We start from the raw sequence: 15,600 nt of genomic DNA on the forward strand, positions 1-15,600 counted from the left end.
CACTGCGGCGGTGCCGCTCAAATGCACTGCGGCGGTGCCGCTCAAATGCACTGCGGCGGTGCCGCTCAAATGCCCAGCGGCGGTGCCGCTCAAATGCCCAGCGGCAGGCGCAGATCCATCATGGTGGGCCAGAGCTCGGTCCAGGGGTGCACGGGTTCGCGGCACACCGCGATGGCGATATCACTGTTCACGCCGGGGAATCCGTTCGGGATGTTCAGGTGCGCAAGGACCGTCACCTGGCCGAACTGCCGCCGCAGCGTGGGTTCGGCGCTGTCGAGGCCGACATAGAGGATGGCGTCGGCGTCCGACGGCGGCGGGCCGAAGTAGCCGAAGCCGCGGTTGGGACTGTAGACGGGCGGCAGGTCGTAGTCGCGGCCGAAGTTCTGGATCGCGGCCGCCTGCCAATAGTTCTGGGCGATGATCGCTTTCGGGCGTTCCGCCTCCGGGAGCTGCCGGTAGGCGTCGGCGACCTTCGCGGTCAGATCGGACCATCCCGAGTAGCCGAAAATGCTGGCCCGGACGGCGAAGTCGGCCTGGGTCCGGATGACGCCGTGCACGCGGGAGGGCGGCTGCGGCAGGGTGACCACGAGCGCGGCGATGATGGCCAGCGACAGCACCACGATCGGCGGCGCGACGACCCGCAGCAATCGGCCGCCGCGGTCGTTCACCGAGTAGGGCAGCGAGGCCGCACCGATGCCGAACAGCACAGGCAGGAATCCCGCTGTGTAGTACGGGCGTCCGTGCCCGACGAGCACCACGAGCACCAGCAGCGCCGAGGCGACGAGCATGAACAGGTAGGGCCGCAGCCAGCGCTGCCGGGCCAGGCACCAGAAGGCCCAGCCGGCCAACAGACCGCCCAGCAAACCAGTCAGTCCGATCATCTGCGGCATGCACGCAAGCGGCCCGCCGCCGGCCGCGTCCTGTTCGGCGCCGATCACCTTGCTCATGGCCAGCGCCGGCCAGCCGTGCGTGTTCTGCCACCACAGGCCGGGCAACGCAGATACCGCGAAGATCGCCGCGCCCTGCCACAGCGCGGGCCGCCACAGCAGCTGTCGCGGCCCCGCGACGAGCACGCCCGCGCCCAGGCACAGCAGGATCGTGGGGATGAACCATTTGACCTGCAGATCGATGGCGGCGACGAGGCCGAGCGCGATGAGCAGGCGGTCGTCGCGGGTGCGGATCCAGCGGATCAGCAACCAGATGACCGCGGCCTGCAGTGTGGCGTCGAAGGAGAAGGTGCTCAGCTGGACGGCCTGGGTGGCGGCGAGTGGCGAGATCCCGTAGGCGGCGGCCGCGAGCAGTTGCGCAGTGCGCGAGCCGCCCAGCTCGTAGGCGACCGCAGCGCTGATCACGACCGCGGCCGCGGTCATCAGGACCGCCGGCAATCGCAGCACGGGCGCCGAGCCGGGCGCCACGGCGTCGGCCAGGTGGGCCATCAGCGGTATGAGCACGCCTTGGTCGGCGTAGGTGATGCTGCGGTGCGCACCCGCGGCGACGAAATACAGTTCGTCGCCGAAGAAGTCGTAGCGCAGCGTGGGGATGGCGAGAAAGGCCCCGCTGAGTGCGGCTAGTAGGAGGACCCACGCCGTAGCGAAGGTGGGCCGCGGCGGGCTCGGTTCCTGAAGATCCTGGAGATCGACCGCGGGGGCGGCAGCATTGAGAACCATATTTCCCCGACAGAAAAAGCTTTGGTGAATCGGCAATGACGCTACCGTCACGGTTGACCGATTATCGAGAATGTGAAAGTGATCTATTTCACATCCTGGACAACCGGGCATCATGCCAGGACGTGCAGGGTTTCGCCATCATTCGTCACAGGAATGAATAGGCAACCGAATCGGTAATTCGATATGGCGCTGCGCACAAACCGGGACCTCACCCGGACCCCGATCCGTACTCTGGACCATCGTGGAGTCAGCGGTCACCCGGGTCGAGTTCGAAGACGTCCAGATCGCGTACCGGGACTCCGGCGCGACGGGCGGGCATCTCTACAGCGACATACCCGTGATGCTGGTGCACGGCATGGGCGGGGACGGGCACACCTGGGATCGATTCGCCACACAGCTGGTGCGGCGCGGACGCCGGGTGATCATTCCCGACCTGCGCGGGCACGGACGCAGCGGGCACACCGCCTCCTACCGATTCCCGGAATTCGGGGCCGACCTGCTGCGGCTGTGCGATCGGCTCGAACTGGAAACGGTGGATCTGGTCGGGCACTCGCTCGGCGGATACGCCATCTCGTGGCTGGCGATGGAACGCCCGCAACTGGTGCGGCGCTTGGTGATCGAGGAACAGCCGCTGCCGCTGCGCTCCGGCGACGAGCAGATGCGGTTCACGCGCAGGCTGCCGTCGATCCCGGAACTGTGGCACGCCACCACCAGCGTCATCCGGCATCCGCGCGCGGTGCTGGCCTTCGATCGATCCATGACCGGGATGGCGCTCGAGCAGTTCCGCAAGCCGTATCCGGAGTGGTGGGAGGGGTTGTCCGACATCACCGCGCCCACGCTGTTCCTGCGCGGCGGGCCCGGCGGCATGGTGGACCCGGACAAGCTCGAACAGATGTGCGCCAGCCTGCCCGATTGCACGGTTCGCACCTTCGGTTGCGGGCACAGCATCCACCGCGACCGCTACCACCGGTTCGAGGCCGAAGTACTCCCCTTTCTGGGGCAATGAGCTGCCGGAATCTACAGTTGAACGGTGTCCGCATCCGAGCGTCCCGCACGGCGGTTTCCCGACGAGCAGTCGTTCCGGGACTGGCTGTCGGCCAATCACGCGGCGCGGGCCCGGCATCCGGAGGCGGCGGCCTGCTTCGAGACGCTGCCCATGCGGTCGCGCATCGCGGTCGACTACCACCCGGGCAACGCGGTGCGGCCGGAGGCGCGAGCGCGGCGGCTGCAGCAGGTGATCCGGAAGCTGATCGACGGGAAGCCACTGTGACGGAGTTCGAGAGCATTGTGACGGGGTTCGAGGGATTGTCGTGTTCGGCTGCGACGCTGGAGGTTCCGCTACCCGGGAGCGCGACCCGCATCACCGGCTGGCTGTGTGTCGAGCAGCCCGGGGCGTGGGGACGCGATGTGATCGGCGACGAGGTGCTCGGGCCCGACATCACGCCGGAACTGGCGGCGCGCACCAAGGCGGCGCACGTCCGGCCGACCCTGATCCGGCGGCCCGGGCGCACGGAATTCACGGGTGTGCGAACGGTTCTGCTCGCCAGTTCACGACCGGAAGGATCCTGGTGCGAGCGCGTCGAGATCAGCGACCTGCGTGAGCTGCTGGACCTGGACCTGCATCTGCTCAACGGCCCGGCCCCGGGAATCGGTGCGGCCGTGACGGATCCGCTGGTCCTGGTCTGCGCGCACGGCAAACGCGACCAGTGCTGCGCCCTGCTGGGCCGCCCCATCGCCGCGAGCCTGTCCGCCGCCCACCCCGACCGGGTATGGGAGTGCTCCCACACCGGCGGCCACCGCTTCGCCCCCGCCGTTATCGTCCTCCCCACCGGGCTCACTTACGGTCGCCTGGACGAGGATTCGGCCCACGCCATGCTCGCCGCCGCCGACAAGGGCGAGGTCTCGCTCACCGGGTTGCGCGGCCGCAGCTGCTACACCCCGGTCGAGCAGGTCGCGGAAGTCGCGGTCCGCCAGCGCATCGCGGACGCCACCTACACTCTGGCCGCTCCCCTCCTCGACGACACCGGCCTGACGACCACCGTCCCCGGGGACGCCGACCCGACCGCGGGCATCGACGACCTCACCGTCGAACCGGCCCCGGATCACGCCGAACACTCCACCGACCCGGCCACTTTCGCCGGCGCGGCCCAGGTCACCCATCGCGACGGCCGCCGCTGGCTGGTCACCACCCGCACCATCGCCTACCCGCCCCGCCAGGCCAGCTGCGGTGCGGCGCCGAAACCCGCCATCGCGGTAGAGGCCGACGAGATAAGGCAATTGGCGTAACGGCCGACCCTCCAATTGCCGGTTCGGAATTAGAGTTCGCTCGGTAGCACGCCGTGCTTTCGTCCCGGACGCGAATATCGCGAGTCATCGACTTACCGATTGCGAAAAGAAACCCCCGAAAAATAGGGGCGGGCGTCATCGCGGCACATTGTGATAAGAGCGGATCGACGCGTCGCTGGAGACTGCCCTGACCGCCGTTCGGTGAGTTTCGTCCGGAAAGCCAGATACCCGCGAGATCGTCCCCGGACCACGCAAGACTCTCTCCGAACCCGGCCCGCGGGCGCCACGAAGCGAAACGTGCTGTGTCCGTATGGGTCTGGAATGAAATGTCCAGATCCACACCCGGATACCAGCAAACCTCGGGTTTCGAAGCAGGCCAGTCAGGATGGTTTTCCGCTACCCTGCACCCGTGACCGAACGCGCCCGTCCCATTGTCGGCCCCGACTATCTGGTGGCCGGCCGCTACCGCCTGCAGTCGAAGCTGGGTGGTGGTGGCATGGGTGCCGTGTGGCTGGCGACCGATCGGCTGCTGCACCGCGATGTCGCCATCAAGCAGGTCCTCACCACGCAGGGGCTCAGCGAGGAGGAGGCGCAGGAGGTCCGCAGCCGGATCATGCACGAGGGCCGGGTGGCGGCCAAGCTGTCGCACGAGCACGCCATCGCCGTGTACGACGTGGTGCTGGAGGCCGGTGAGCCCTGGCTGGTGATGGAGTATCTGCCCTCACGCAGTGTGGCCAAAGCCCTTGCGCTGGTGGATCAGCTGTCCCCGATCGAGGTGGCGCAGATCGGCGCGCAGGTGGCGGACGCGCTGGCGACCGCGCACGCCGCCGGCATCGTGCACCGCGACATCAAGCCGGGCAATATCCTGGTCGCCGACCGCGGCGACGAGGTCGGCAAGGTCAAGCTCAGCGACTTCGGCATCTCCAGCGGCGCCAACGACGCCACCGAGGAGATCAGTGACATCATCACCGGCACCCCGGCCTACCTGCCGCCGGAGGTCGCGCGCGGCGCCGGCCCCACCACCGCCAGCGACGTATTCTCACTCGGCGCAACGCTGTACACCGCCATCGAGGGGCGGCCGCCCTACGGCTTCGACGAGGACAGCAATGTCATCGTGGAACGCGCCGCCATGGCCCAGATCACCCCGCCCGCCCGCAGCGGCCCGCTCACCGAGGTCCTGCTGCACATGATGGAGCCGGCCCCGCAGCGCCGCCCCACCATGACCGAGGCGCGCAACGAAATCCTCACCGCCGCCTTCGGTCCTGGCACCGCGCCCTACATCCTGGGCGCGCCGGTCCGCACCGAGGACGGGACGATTCCGGCCTGGGCGGCCCGCAATTCCGCCGCCGGGCTGCGCAGCCCGCACTCCAGCCCGCTCCCCCGCCCGCAGCGGCAGGCGGTCGCGGCTGCGACTGCCCCGCAACCCAAGTCGAAGGGTTTCGACCTGAGCGCCCTGGGCCCGAACGCGGGCCCGCTCGCGGTGGCGATCGGCCTGCTCATCGGCCTGCTGATCATCATCGTCGTTCTCGTTGTGCTGTAGCCGCCACTGCGCCGCCTCCCCGAATTTTCAGCGCACGGCTCGGGTGCCGTCGACAGTCCTGCACGCGTACCGGCGGTCGGGTGGCGAACCAATTTCGGACGTACCCCACGAGTTACCCTCGACGCACGAAATCAGTTGTCACCTTGGATATTTCAATCGATGCGACGCCGGTGCGCCCAGCGGGTGAGGGCGTTCCGGTTCGACTGCTGGGTCTTGCGCAGCACATTGGAAGCGTGGGTCTCCACCGTCTTCACCGAGATGAACAGCGTCTCGGCGATCTCACGGTAGGTGTAGCCGCGGGCCAGCAGACGCAGCACCTCGAGCTCGCGCGGGGTCAGTGAGTCCAGTTCCGGATCCAGTGGCGGCTCCGGCACCGGTGACTTGCCGGTGAACGAGTCCAGCACGAAGCCGGCCAGCCGCGGCGAGAACACCGCGTCCCCACCGGAGACCCGGCGGATCCCGTCGGCCAGTTCCGGCCCCGAAATGGTCTTGGTGACGTACCCGCGCGCGCCCGCCCGGATCACCGCGATCACGTCCTCGGCCGCGTCGGAGACGCTGAGCGCCAGGCACACCGGTCCCGGGTCGATGCCCTGCAGCACCGCGACCCCGCCGCCGTCGGGCATGTGCACGTCCAGCAGCACCACGTCCGGCGCGGTCGTCTTGATCCCGGCGATGGCCTCGGCCACCCCGCCCGCCTCGCCGATGACCTCCATATCGGATTCGCGGCTCAGTTCCGCCCGCACCCCGGACCGGAACACGGCATGGTCGTCGACCAGAAAGACCCGGACGCTCACCTAAGACTCCTCACCTGACGCCGAACCGAACCTCTGCCCCCATCGGTACCACACTCCGCGGCTCACAGCTTGGCGGCGTCTTCCGGGGTGTCGGTCTGCACCACCAGCCGCTCGTCGCCACCGTCCTTGCGCGGCATGAAGATTCGCACCTCGGTGCCGTTGCCGGGCGCGGATTTGATCTCCACGTGCCCGCCGCGGCGCTCGATGCGGGCGTGGATGGATTTGGCTACACCCTGCCGGTCCTTCGACACCGCGTCCGGGTCGAAGCCCTTGCCGCGGTCGCGCACGAAGACGCTCACCTGATGCGGCTCCACCTCGGCGTACAGGTCGATGGTCGGTACCCCGGCGTGCTTGGCGGCATTGACCAGCGCCTCCCGGGAGGCCCCGAGCAGCGCGGTGAAATGTTCCTTGGGCAGTCCGATTCCGCTGTCGTCGAGGTCCATGGACACATCGCCCACGGTGACCGGGGTGACCTTCACCCCGTGCTGGTCCTCCACCTCGCCGGCGATGGTGCGCAGCGCGGCGGCCAGGCTGGACTGCGCCGGCCCGGTGTCCTCGAACAGCCACCTGCGTAGCTCGCGTTCCTGACTGCGGGCCAGCCGCACCACTTCCTGCGGGTCGCCGGCCTGCCGCTGGATCAGGGCCAGCGTCTGCAACACGGAATCGTGCAGGTGCGAGGCGATCTCCTCGCGTTCGTCATTGCGGATCCGCGCCGAGCGTTCGGCATTCAGCGCGCGCATCATGCGCAGCCACAGCGGCACGGTCAGCAGCCCGGCCCCGACCAGGGTCACCGCCACCGCCAGCAGCGCCGACCCCAGCGAACTGAGGTTGATCCGCCCCAGCACCACCACACCCAGCCCGACCACGATGAGGGTGGCCCCGCCGACGATGCGCGCCCAGGTGACCACCGACGGTTTGGCGGGCAGCCCGATGACGGATCTCGGCCCGTCCGCGTCGAATTCGCGCCACACCAGCGCCGCACCGACCGCCACCACGATGATCGGCCCCACCACATGCGCGGCCGTCCCGTTGAACACCCACGCGGTGGCCACCGCCAAAGCCATACCGAGCAGCGCCAATCCGATGGCCTGCCGCCGCTCCGACCCGGTCGGCGGAGCCGCATCGCCCCCGGCGGGCGTGAAGATCCACAGCATCCCGTAGGCGACGATCCCGGCCCCGGCCAGCGCGGACAGCAGCACGAAACCGATCCGCACCTGCAACACGTCGATCCCGAGGTGATCGGCGAGCCCGCCCGCGACCCCGCCCACGATGCGCCCGCCGGTACGCCGCACCAGCCTGGGCTGGGTCACAGGTGTGACCGCCCCGCGGGCAGGGTCGTACAGGGGCGCGGACGGATACATGCCTTCGATACTGGCACGGGCCGGTGACACCCGACATCAGGAAACACCCCGATTCGATCCCTGAGGCGCCGTTTTGTCCGGACCGGACAGGAAGCGCCGCTGACCTGGTCGACAATCGGATGCTGCGCGGGGTCGTCCGGTCTCGCAGCCGATCGTGCCCCGACCGGACCGGATGGCCGGCCGGACCACCCCGGCCGGATCTGCGTGATCACCGGAACCATGTGGACCGCGGACCTCTGGCACCGCCACCTCCCCTACCACCCGCCCTGCCCCGCCCACTGACAAAGCGGAATTTCTCCCCGGCCCGCTCGGTTGGCAGCAGCAGATCTGGGACAGGACAGGGTATATGAACGCATTCAACGAATCCGTGATCGAGGAGTTTCGGGCCAACGGCGGGAAGGTCGGCGGGACGTTCGAGGGCCGCACCAACATGGTGCTGATCACCACGACCGGCGCGAAATCCGGCCGGGCGATCACCAATCCGCTCGTCTACGTCCCCGACGGTGAGCGCATCGTTCTCATCGCATCCAACGGTGGTGCGGACAAGCATCCCGCCTGGTACCACAACCTGCGTGCCAATCCCCGGCTCACGGTGGAGGTCGGTGACGAAACGTACACGGGCAAGGCGGAATTCGTCACCGGGCCGGAAGCCGACGAGCTCTATGACCGCATGGTCGAGCTCATGCCGGTGTTCGCCGAATACCGGGTCAAGACGACCCGCAAGATTCCCGTAATCGCGGTGCACCGCGAAACCGCCTGAAACAAACAGCGGATCCCATCTGACGAGGGAGCGTGCCTTGGCGGGGCGGAGCGCCCAGGAGGCGATGACCAGCGCGATGCTGCCGGCGGTCACGGCGTCGGTGCACTCGAACCCGCCGGACCGCGACCACGCCGCAGAGCTTTGAAACTCGAGCTAGCCGCTGAGGCTCGGCAACAGTCCGCCCAGCCCGCCTCCCGGGTTGTTCGAACCGCCCTGTCCGGCACCGGGGATCGTCGAGTCGTCCTGCCGGTGATTCCGGTAGTAGTACGGGCTCGCCGGGTTGTCGGGGTTCAGGGGGCTGTTGGGATCCTGCGGATTGGCCATCAGGCAGGCGGTATCGGTGAGATCGCAGGGTTCGGTCAGGTTCGGTGTCGTGGGAGTCGGCACGGGTGTCGGTGTCGAGGTCGGGGGAGTCGGCACGGGTGTCGAGGTCGGGGGAGTCGGGGCGACCGGGGTGGGGGACGAAGGGATATCGGGTCCACCGGGATTCACCCCGCCCGGAGACCCGGGGGCCGAGCTGGTCCCTGCCCCGGCTCCCGTCCCTGCCCCGGTTCCCGTCCCTCCTCCTGTGCCGGCTCCGGTTCCCGCCGCAGTGCCGCCGCCCGTGCCGGTGGCGTCGGGTGTGGTGGCCGCTGGTGTGCTCGCGCTGCCGCCGGGGTCACCGGTGGTTGCGGCGGCGATGGCCGGAGCCCCGGCGAGTGCGGCGGCCATCAGGGCGGCGGCGAGAATTCTGCTGGTACGGGACACGGGTGGAGTGGACAACGCTCTCCTAGGATCATCGTGGGCCGCCGCAACCCGGCGTGCCGTCGGCTCGAGCCAATCACCCGAAGATGCGAGGACGATCGGCGTCCGGTGCCAATTGGCTGTGAATGATGCAGGCGCGTAACAGGTTTGGCGCCGGAGGCAGTTCGCTCGGTTGATCGCACCCGAATTCCGTCGATGTGACACATGCCACTGCCTGTCACATATGGCCGGCGCGGCCGGTCGAGAGAGTGAACCGCAAACAACGGCAGGAAAGAGAAGACAATGGCTCTGCAGGTCACCACCATCATGCTGGCAGTGGACGATATGGCGCGTTCCAAGAAGTTCTACGTCGCCCTCGGCGCGAAGCTCGGCCAGGATTTCCCGAACTTCGCCTCATTCGAACTCGACGGCGGTTCCGCCCTCGGCATCTACCCGGTGGCCCACGCGGCCGGCGACGCCGGAGTCTCCCCGGAGGGCACCGGCTTCCGCGGCGTCTCCTTCCACCACATCGTCGACACCACCGAAGAAGTCGACGCGGTGATCGACACCGCCATCTCCTCCGGCGGCGCAATCGTCAAGCCCGCCACCGCCGCCCAATGGGGTGGCTACTTCGGCTACATCGCCGACCCCGACGGCCACCTCTGGAAGATCGCCACCTCCGCATGACCGCGGCCTCGACGGTCAACGGCCCGAAGCCAAATGGGCCGTCGCCCGGGTAGAACGCGAGAATCGTGCGCTGGTGCAGCAGCAGGCGGCCTGATCGGCTGGGTGGCAGGTTCCGACACGGCTGACCCTGCACGCCCAAGAGGTGTTCGAGCAGGCCGAAGGCGAGGCCGGGCTCGGCCACAGCAGGCCCGCACATGGCGGGCCTGGTGTGCCCACATCACCCTGTCGATGCTCGCCCGGCCTGGCCTGCGGCCACGAAAACCCTTGCCGCAAAGGGTGGCTCGCCGACAACGAAGACGACGGCGAGGCCACCCACTCACCTGAATGCGGCAGTACTAGACAGTGCCGCCGTTGACGCGGATGTTCTGGGCGGTCACCCAGCCGCCCGCGTCGGAGGCGAGAAATGCGACCACGGCGGCGATTTCGTCGGGCCGTCCGAGCCTTCCGAAGGCGCTCAACGCTTCCAGGCCGGCGAGGAACTGTTCGCTCTTGCCGATCCGGTAGGTCTCGGTCTCCGTCGCGCCGGGGCTGACGGTATTGATGCTGATGCCGCGTTTGCCGAAATCCTTGGACAGGATGTGGGTGAACTGTTCGACCGCGCCCTTGGTGGCGTCGTAGACCGCGTAGCCGGGCAACATCAATCCGGTCGTCGAACTCGAGATCGTGATGATACGCCCGCCGTCGGCCAGGTGATCCCAGGCCAGCTGCAGACCGTGGAACACGCCCTTGACGTTCACCGCGAAGCTGCGATCGAACTCTTCGGAGGTGACCTGGTCGAACGGCTTGGTGATGGCCACCGCCGCGTTGTTCACCAGGATGTCCCAGCGACCGAAGGTGGAAAGCAACTGCTCCACCATCGCCCGGTACTCGTCCGGGTTCGTCACATCCGCCGCGAGCTCGATCGCGCTGCCACCGGCCGATTCGATCTCGGCGACAGCGGCTTTGGCGAGATCTGGGGTGTGCGGGTGATTGATCACCACCTGCGCGCCCGCGGCCGCCAGGGCACGGGCGATGGCCGTGCCGATACCGGTGGCCGCCCCGGTCACGAGGGCCGTTCTGCCGGCCAGTGATTCAGACATGCGGTGTCCCTTACCTTCTACTCGAACCAGTAGTCGAGCCAGATCTCGGCGTTCTCACCGAGATTGGCCTTGAAGCCACCGGTACCCCGCAAGCCGGCGAGCTTGCCGGTGCCCGACTCGGGTACCACGAACCACTCGCCGCTGACGATATTGTCGGCGACGCTGCCCTGATCCTGCAGCAGGAAGGTGCCCTCCCGGCCCGCGATGGTGCCGGTGACCCGCTCGATGCCGACGAAGCTGGCGGAGCCGTCCGCATTGGCGGACTGCAGGAACTCCACCACGCCCTCACCGGAGATGTCGCCGCTGAAGCTCTCCTCGACGTGGATCCGGGTCAGCACCGGGCCCTCGGCCGGCTCCTCGTAGGCCGTGGGCTCGTACTTGTGGACCGTGATCCGGCCGGTGGCGTGGGTGGTTTCGGGATTGCTCATCAATTTCTCCTTCGTTTCTCGGAATACGGATCAGCGGTATCCGTATTTCTGCCAATTCGACAGCACGCGCTGCTGAATCTCGGTGGGCCAACCGTTTTCGAAGCTGCCCTTCACCGGGCGCTTGCCCTCCGGGTAGAGGTCGGCGAGCAGGCAGTTGTAGACCACCTTGCCCGCCATGAAGGTGTGCTTCTCCTCGTCATCGAGGTACACCGGCAGGTCGTCGCTGAGCTTGTGCGGGAAATGGAATTCACCGCGCTCCACGTCGGGGTGCGACCGAGTCGCGAACGCCCACACCACCTCGTTGACGTTGGTGATGTCGACATCGTCCTCGACCAGCAGGATCTTGGGTGCGTTGACCGATGCCTTGCCGGTGAACGCCACATCGGCGACCCGCTGTACCAATTCGGCCGAGGAGATCCCGAGGGTCTTGTGCCAGTCCTGGCGCACCGACAGGGTCAGCCAGTGCATCGCGGCCTCGGGGGTGTGCCAGGCCGAGGAGATCGGCAGCCCGGCCTGACGCAGTTGGTAGAGCAGTTCCGCTCCGTGCATGGTGGCGGTGCAGGTGTGATCTTCCTCGACCGGCGGGCCCGCGGCGACCACCGGCAGGATGGCACCATCGCTATAGGTGATCGCGGTGACATCGAAACGCGCCTTCGGGGAGGCGACAGTGGCGTTGTAGCCCGGGAATTCGTTGAATGGGCCCTCCATGACGGTTTCGTCGATCGACACATAGCCCTCGATCACGATCTCCGCCGTCGCGGGCACCAGCAGATCGACCGTCTCGGCCGGCACCACCTCGATGCCCTCACCGAAATAGCCTCCGATGAAGTCGCACTCGGATACGCCCTCCGGCAACGGCATTCCGCCCACGAACGGCAGTCCCGGCTCCACGCCCAGCGCCAGCACGATCGGCATCGGCTTGCCGATCTCGGCCCACTTCGAGCGGACGATGCCCAGATGCTGCACCGGAGCGATCAGGCAGGCCAGGCTCTTGCTGTCGTGGATCATCATGCGGTTGACCGACCAGTTCGTCCACGACCCGTCCGGGGTGCGGGCGATGTTGATGCCCCAGGTCTCGATGTAGCGACCGCCGTCGTTGCCGTGAATGCGCGGCGTCGGGAAGATCGTCAGGTCGACATCGTCACCGAGCAGGACGTTCTGCTTGCACGGGGCGCCCTCCTTGGGGACCTGCACCGGCGGAATACCCGGCTTGCTGCGGGCAGCGACCAGCGCCTCCATCAGCTCCTGGCCCTTCGCCTCGGCGGGCAGCCCGAGCGCCATCGTGATGCGCGCCAACTGATGTTCGGCGCTGCTGAACGCGCCGGGGGCGCCCAGCACTCGGAACCCGGTGTCGCCGTATCCGGTGACATTGGTGAAAAGCGGTGCGGGAGCCCGCAGATCGTAGGAGCGTCGGGTGACCGCACCGATTTCCAGATCCCAATCGACCTCGTGATCGATGGTCTGCAGCTCGCCGATCTGCTCCAGCTCGGAGAGAAATTCGCGCAGGCTCTTCAGATGTTTCACGATGATTCCTTCGAGGAGGTGTCACTCGCCCCAGCGGGGCATATCCGGTAGATCGATGCCGAACAGATCCAGCGCCCGGCCGACAGTGTGGTCGACCAGTTCGTCGATGCTGTCGGGGCGCAGATAGAAGGCGGGCACCGGCGGCATCACGATGCCGCCGGATTCGGTGACCGCGGTCATCGCGCGCAGATGGCCCAGTGTCAGCGGGGTTTCGCGCACCATCAGCACCAGCCGGCGCCGTTCCTTGAGGGTCACGTCCGCCGCGCGGGTGAGCAGGTTGTCACCGTTGCTGTAGGCGATGGCCGACAGTGTTCGAATCGAGCACGGCGCCACCAGCATTCCCGCCGTCCGGAACGAGCCCGATGCGATGGCCGCCCCGATGTCGGCGGGACGATAGACCACGTCGGCCATGGCCGCGAGATCCTTTGCACTGAACCCGGTTTCGTAGGCCCTTGTCTGCTGCCCGGCGGGAGTCACCACCAGATGGGTCTGCACCCCGGCCTTGCGCGCAAGTTCCAGTGCCCGGATGCCATAGGCGATTCCGGTCGCTCCGCTGATTCCCACCACCAGCCGCCGCGATTGCCCGGTCGTAGTCTCTGACACCGCCTCAGCGTTGCCGACCAGAGGTGACTCGCGGAAGGACCGTTCATGTCGGGAAGGGAACCGAATGCGTCATCCTCGGCCGGCCGCCGCCGCAGCGAAGCCGATCCGCCACCGATTTCGCCGAGAGCGTGACCTGGGCGTCGGATTCCGGTCAACGCTTACGATGATCAGGTGTTCGATTCGGTGCCCGCCTATAGCGCAATATTGGCCCGATGCGTACTGAACACGGCGGGCGAAGGAGTCGACACGCGCATGCTGCTGCGTGACGCCGGCCTGCCGCAGTCGGTGCTGACCACCGAGCACGGCATGGTGTCCAGCGGCGCCTACCTGCGGCTGTGGGAGCACGCCGAATTCCGTCAGGACGCACCGGAAGTCGGGTTGCGGATCGCCACGACGTACCGGATCGGCCGATTCGGCATCTTCGACTACCTGTTCAGCACGGCCGCCACCGTCGCCGAAGGGCTCGCCGCCGTGCGGCGCAACGGCGCGCTGATGGCCACCAATCACCACTACAGCTCGGCACGGGATACGAGCGACAGCGAGTACACCACGGTGCTGGAGATGACCGACGGCGATGGGCGCGGCGCCGATCTGACCATCCAGGCCGCCTACGCCAGCACGCTGGCTCGCATCCGGCACGCCACCGGAGCATCGATCACACCGGCTCGAATCACCCTGCGACAGAAACCACCTCGGGCCATGGGCGCGTTCGTCGACGCCTTCGGTACCGCGGCCATCGACTTCGACGCCCCGTTCGACAGCGTGACGCTGCGGGCCGGCGACCTGGCGTTGCCGCTGCGCACCGCCGATCCGGTACTCGCGAAAATCGTGCGTGGGCACGCGGAGTCGCTCTCTGCCCCGCTGCTCGACAAGCTCTCCTGGCCCGAGCATGTTCAGCGGGCGCTGCGGGAGATGCTCGGTGCGGGCGATGTCTCACTGAACGCCGTCGCGCGATGCCTGACCGTGAGCCCGCGAACCCTGCAGCGCCATCTGGCCGAATCCGGCACAACCTGGCGGCGCGAACTGGACCTCGCCCGGCAGACGATGGCCCGGCAAGCAGCCGAGACCACCAGCAAGTCGTCGCTGGCCCAGCGTCTCGGCTATTCCGATGTGCGCGCGCTGCGCCGCGCGGCTCGCCGCTGGGACTCCGGCGAGGTCGAGAAGCAGGCGAGCTGACAACCGGGTTTCCGATCCGCCTCCGCGGGTTCGATGCGCGCCCGGGGCGACTGGGACGTCACCGCCACGACGCCGGGCGCGCATGCCGCGAGACGCCTCGATGCCGCTGATCCCCACAGCCGACTCCCAGGAACCCCGCAGTGATCATGGAGATTCGCCGCAGATCATCGACAACGGCCCGCGCAGCGTGCCGCAGATTTGGGCAGGATCGCGGGGAGAACAATGCAGGGCGCACGGGTACTGACGGCTGTCGCGGCGGCCGTCGGATACGCAATGATCACAGCACACGCGAGCGCGGCCTACGCGCCGCACGAGAAAACCTATTCGACGGCAAGCGGATTCACATTCACCGTCGGACAGCGCGACCTCGACGCCCGGCCGATCGCGCCCTTGAACGGCATGCCGACCAATCGAGAAGTGTTCCTGGACAGCACTTCCTATGGCACCGTCCCCGCCGGAGGCACCGGACACCTGAAGACCGGGTACTACGTGGCCTGCCAGGCGGACATCGACGCCAAGCTGCACATCGACCCGGAACTCGACCTCAACCCCACCGTCACCGCCACTGCCGGGCTCGACACCTCGCTCGGCCCGCACGCCGGCGTCGACCTCAGCGTCGGGCCCACCGTCACCGGCGGCGTCGGCGTCGACATCTCCATCTCCCCCGGCAAGATCGCCGACGTGGTCGCCGGGGAAAAGGACCTGCCGGGCGACGGCGGCACCGGGACACTGCTGATCCAGGACTTCCACCTCATGGTCAGCGGCTGCGCCGGACCACTCACCATCCGGCCCTACACACTCATCAGCGCCGACTCCGGACCCGACGGCGGCAGCGGCGCGGTATACGGCGACCCCATCACCCTGTAGTGCCCGGCACCGAACCCATCGCCGCCGGTAGGGCACAGCTCCGGGCCGAAGTTCAGGTACCCATTCAGGGTGATCCCCGATGCGCCCGGACAAGGCCGAACAGCA

General features: G+C 67.9%; 16 protein-coding genes. 8 read left to right on the forward strand and 8 right to left on the reverse strand.

The genetic code is table 11. The features are described from left to right. Positions 1–89: 89 nt before the first annotated feature. Positions 90–1,667 carry an ArnT family glycosyltransferase gene (locus tag ACIRRA_RS37985; RefSeq protein ID WP_402778636.1) on the reverse strand — a complete coding sequence of 526 codons (1,578 nt, stop codon included), beginning with the start codon at positions 1,665–1,667 and terminating at the stop codon, positions 90–92. A 241-nt stretch (positions 1,668–1,908) separates the two neighbouring features. Between ACIRRA_RS37985 and ACIRRA_RS37990 the strand changes: the two genes are divergently transcribed. The 4 genes from ACIRRA_RS37990 to ACIRRA_RS38005 all read left to right on the forward strand — a co-directional run bounded on the left by ACIRRA_RS37990 (position 1,909) and on the right by ACIRRA_RS38005 (position 5,493). After that, on the forward strand, positions 1,909–2,673 hold the full coding sequence (locus ACIRRA_RS37990; RefSeq protein WP_402778638.1) for an alpha/beta fold hydrolase: 765 nt from the start codon (positions 1,909–1,911) through the stop codon (positions 2,671–2,673). 24 nt (positions 2,674–2,697) lie between these two features. After that, positions 2,698–2,937 (forward strand): hypothetical protein, encoded by a 240-nt coding sequence (locus ACIRRA_RS37995; protein WP_402778641.1) that lies wholly within the window; start codon positions 2,698–2,700, stop codon positions 2,935–2,937. Beyond that, on the forward strand, positions 2,934–3,953 hold the full coding sequence (locus ACIRRA_RS38000; RefSeq protein ID WP_402778643.1) for a sucrase ferredoxin: 1,020 nt from the start codon (positions 2,934–2,936) through the stop codon (positions 3,951–3,953). Before ACIRRA_RS37995 ends, ACIRRA_RS38000 begins: the two co-directional genes overlap by 4 nt. A gap of 409 nt (positions 3,954–4,362) precedes the next feature. Further along, positions 4,363–5,493 carry a serine/threonine-protein kinase gene (locus ACIRRA_RS38005; RefSeq protein ID WP_402778646.1) on the forward strand — a complete coding sequence of 377 codons (1,131 nt, stop codon included), beginning with the start codon at positions 4,363–4,365 and terminating at the stop codon, positions 5,491–5,493. Between the two features lie 152 nt (positions 5,494–5,645). Here ACIRRA_RS38005 and ACIRRA_RS38010 read toward each other — a convergent pair whose 3' ends face one another. Beyond that, a complete protein-coding gene (locus ACIRRA_RS38010; protein ID WP_402778649.1) occupies positions 5,646–6,287 on the reverse strand; it encodes a response regulator in 642 nt (213 codons plus the stop codon). Positions 6,288–6,349: 62 nt separating this feature from the next. Continuing rightward, positions 6,350–7,648: a PspC domain-containing protein gene (locus tag ACIRRA_RS38015; protein ID WP_402778652.1), complete on the reverse strand. Its 1,299-nt coding sequence runs from the start codon at positions 7,646–7,648 to the stop codon at positions 6,350–6,352. Between the two features lie 346 nt (positions 7,649–7,994). Between ACIRRA_RS38015 and ACIRRA_RS38020 the strand changes: the two genes are divergently transcribed. Further along, entirely contained in the window at positions 7,995–8,408 is a 414-nt protein-coding gene (locus ACIRRA_RS38020; RefSeq protein ID WP_402778655.1) for a nitroreductase family deazaflavin-dependent oxidoreductase, read from the forward strand. A 153-nt stretch (positions 8,409–8,561) separates the two neighbouring features. Here ACIRRA_RS38020 and ACIRRA_RS38025 read toward each other — a convergent pair whose 3' ends face one another. Continuing rightward, a complete protein-coding gene (locus tag ACIRRA_RS38025) occupies positions 8,562–9,155 on the reverse strand; it encodes a hypothetical protein (RefSeq protein WP_402778658.1) in 594 nt (197 codons plus the stop codon). A gap of 279 nt (positions 9,156–9,434) precedes the next feature. Between ACIRRA_RS38025 and ACIRRA_RS38030 the strand changes: the two genes are divergently transcribed. Further along, positions 9,435–9,818 (forward strand): VOC family protein, encoded by a 384-nt coding sequence (locus ACIRRA_RS38030; RefSeq protein WP_402778661.1) that lies wholly within the window; start codon positions 9,435–9,437, stop codon positions 9,816–9,818. Positions 9,819–10,153: 335 nt separating this feature from the next. On the opposite strand, the gene ACIRRA_RS38035 is transcribed toward ACIRRA_RS38030, so the two are convergent. Genes ACIRRA_RS38035 through ACIRRA_RS38050 form a run of 4 tightly spaced genes read right to left on the reverse strand, consistent with a single transcriptional unit; the run spans position 10,154 to position 13,452 of the window. Next, the gene (locus tag ACIRRA_RS38035) at positions 10,154–10,897 is read right to left on the reverse strand and encodes an SDR family oxidoreductase (RefSeq protein WP_402778665.1); all 744 of its coding nucleotides are present in this window, start codon (positions 10,895–10,897) and stop codon (positions 10,154–10,156) included. Between the two features lie 17 nt (positions 10,898–10,914). Then, a complete protein-coding gene (locus ACIRRA_RS38040) occupies positions 10,915–11,325 on the reverse strand; it encodes a DUF3224 domain-containing protein (protein WP_402778668.1) in 411 nt (136 codons plus the stop codon). A gap of 30 nt (positions 11,326–11,355) precedes the next feature. After that, on the reverse strand, positions 11,356–12,849 hold the full coding sequence (locus ACIRRA_RS38045) for a UbiD family decarboxylase (protein WP_402778671.1): 1,494 nt from the start codon (positions 12,847–12,849) through the stop codon (positions 11,356–11,358). A gap of 21 nt (positions 12,850–12,870) precedes the next feature. Further along, entirely contained in the window at positions 12,871–13,452 is a 582-nt protein-coding gene (locus ACIRRA_RS38050; protein ID WP_402778674.1) for a UbiX family flavin prenyltransferase, read from the reverse strand. 183 nt (positions 13,453–13,635) lie between these two features. Between ACIRRA_RS38050 and ACIRRA_RS38055 the strand changes: the two genes are divergently transcribed. Then, entirely contained in the window at positions 13,636–14,628 is a 993-nt protein-coding gene (locus ACIRRA_RS38055; RefSeq protein WP_402778810.1) for an AraC family transcriptional regulator ligand-binding domain-containing protein, read from the forward strand. 273 nt (positions 14,629–14,901) lie between these two features. Then, on the forward strand, positions 14,902–15,495 hold the full coding sequence (locus tag ACIRRA_RS38060) for an MspA family porin (RefSeq protein WP_402778677.1): 594 nt from the start codon (positions 14,902–14,904) through the stop codon (positions 15,493–15,495). The last annotated feature ends 105 nt before the right edge of the window (positions 15,496–15,600 follow it).

This window comes from Nocardia sp. NPDC101769, assembly GCF_044766925.1.
GTDB lineage: Bacteria > Actinomycetota > Actinomycetes > Mycobacteriales > Mycobacteriaceae > Nocardia.

Coding starts and splice junctions, on each gene's coding strand:
- ACIRRA_RS37985 (WP_402778636.1), bottom strand. CDS start 1,667: ATGGTTCTCAATGCTGCCGCCCCCGCGGTCGATCTCCAGGATCTTCAG.
- ACIRRA_RS38015 (WP_402778652.1), bottom strand. CDS start 7,648: ATGTATCCGTCCGCGCCCCTGTACGACCCTGCCCGCGGGGCGGTCACA.
- ACIRRA_RS38020 (WP_402778655.1), top strand. CDS start 7,995: ATGAACGCATTCAACGAATCCGTGATCGAGGAGTTTCGGGCCAACGGC.
- ACIRRA_RS38030 (WP_402778661.1), top strand. CDS start 9,435: ATGGCTCTGCAGGTCACCACCATCATGCTGGCAGTGGACGATATGGCG.
- ACIRRA_RS38035 (WP_402778665.1), bottom strand. CDS start 10,897: ATGTCTGAATCACTGGCCGGCAGAACGGCCCTCGTGACCGGGGCGGCC.
- ACIRRA_RS38040 (WP_402778668.1), bottom strand. CDS start 11,325: ATGAGCAATCCCGAAACCACCCACGCCACCGGCCGGATCACGGTCCAC.
- ACIRRA_RS38060 (WP_402778677.1), top strand. CDS start 14,902: ATGATCACAGCACACGCGAGCGCGGCCTACGCGCCGCACGAGAAAACC.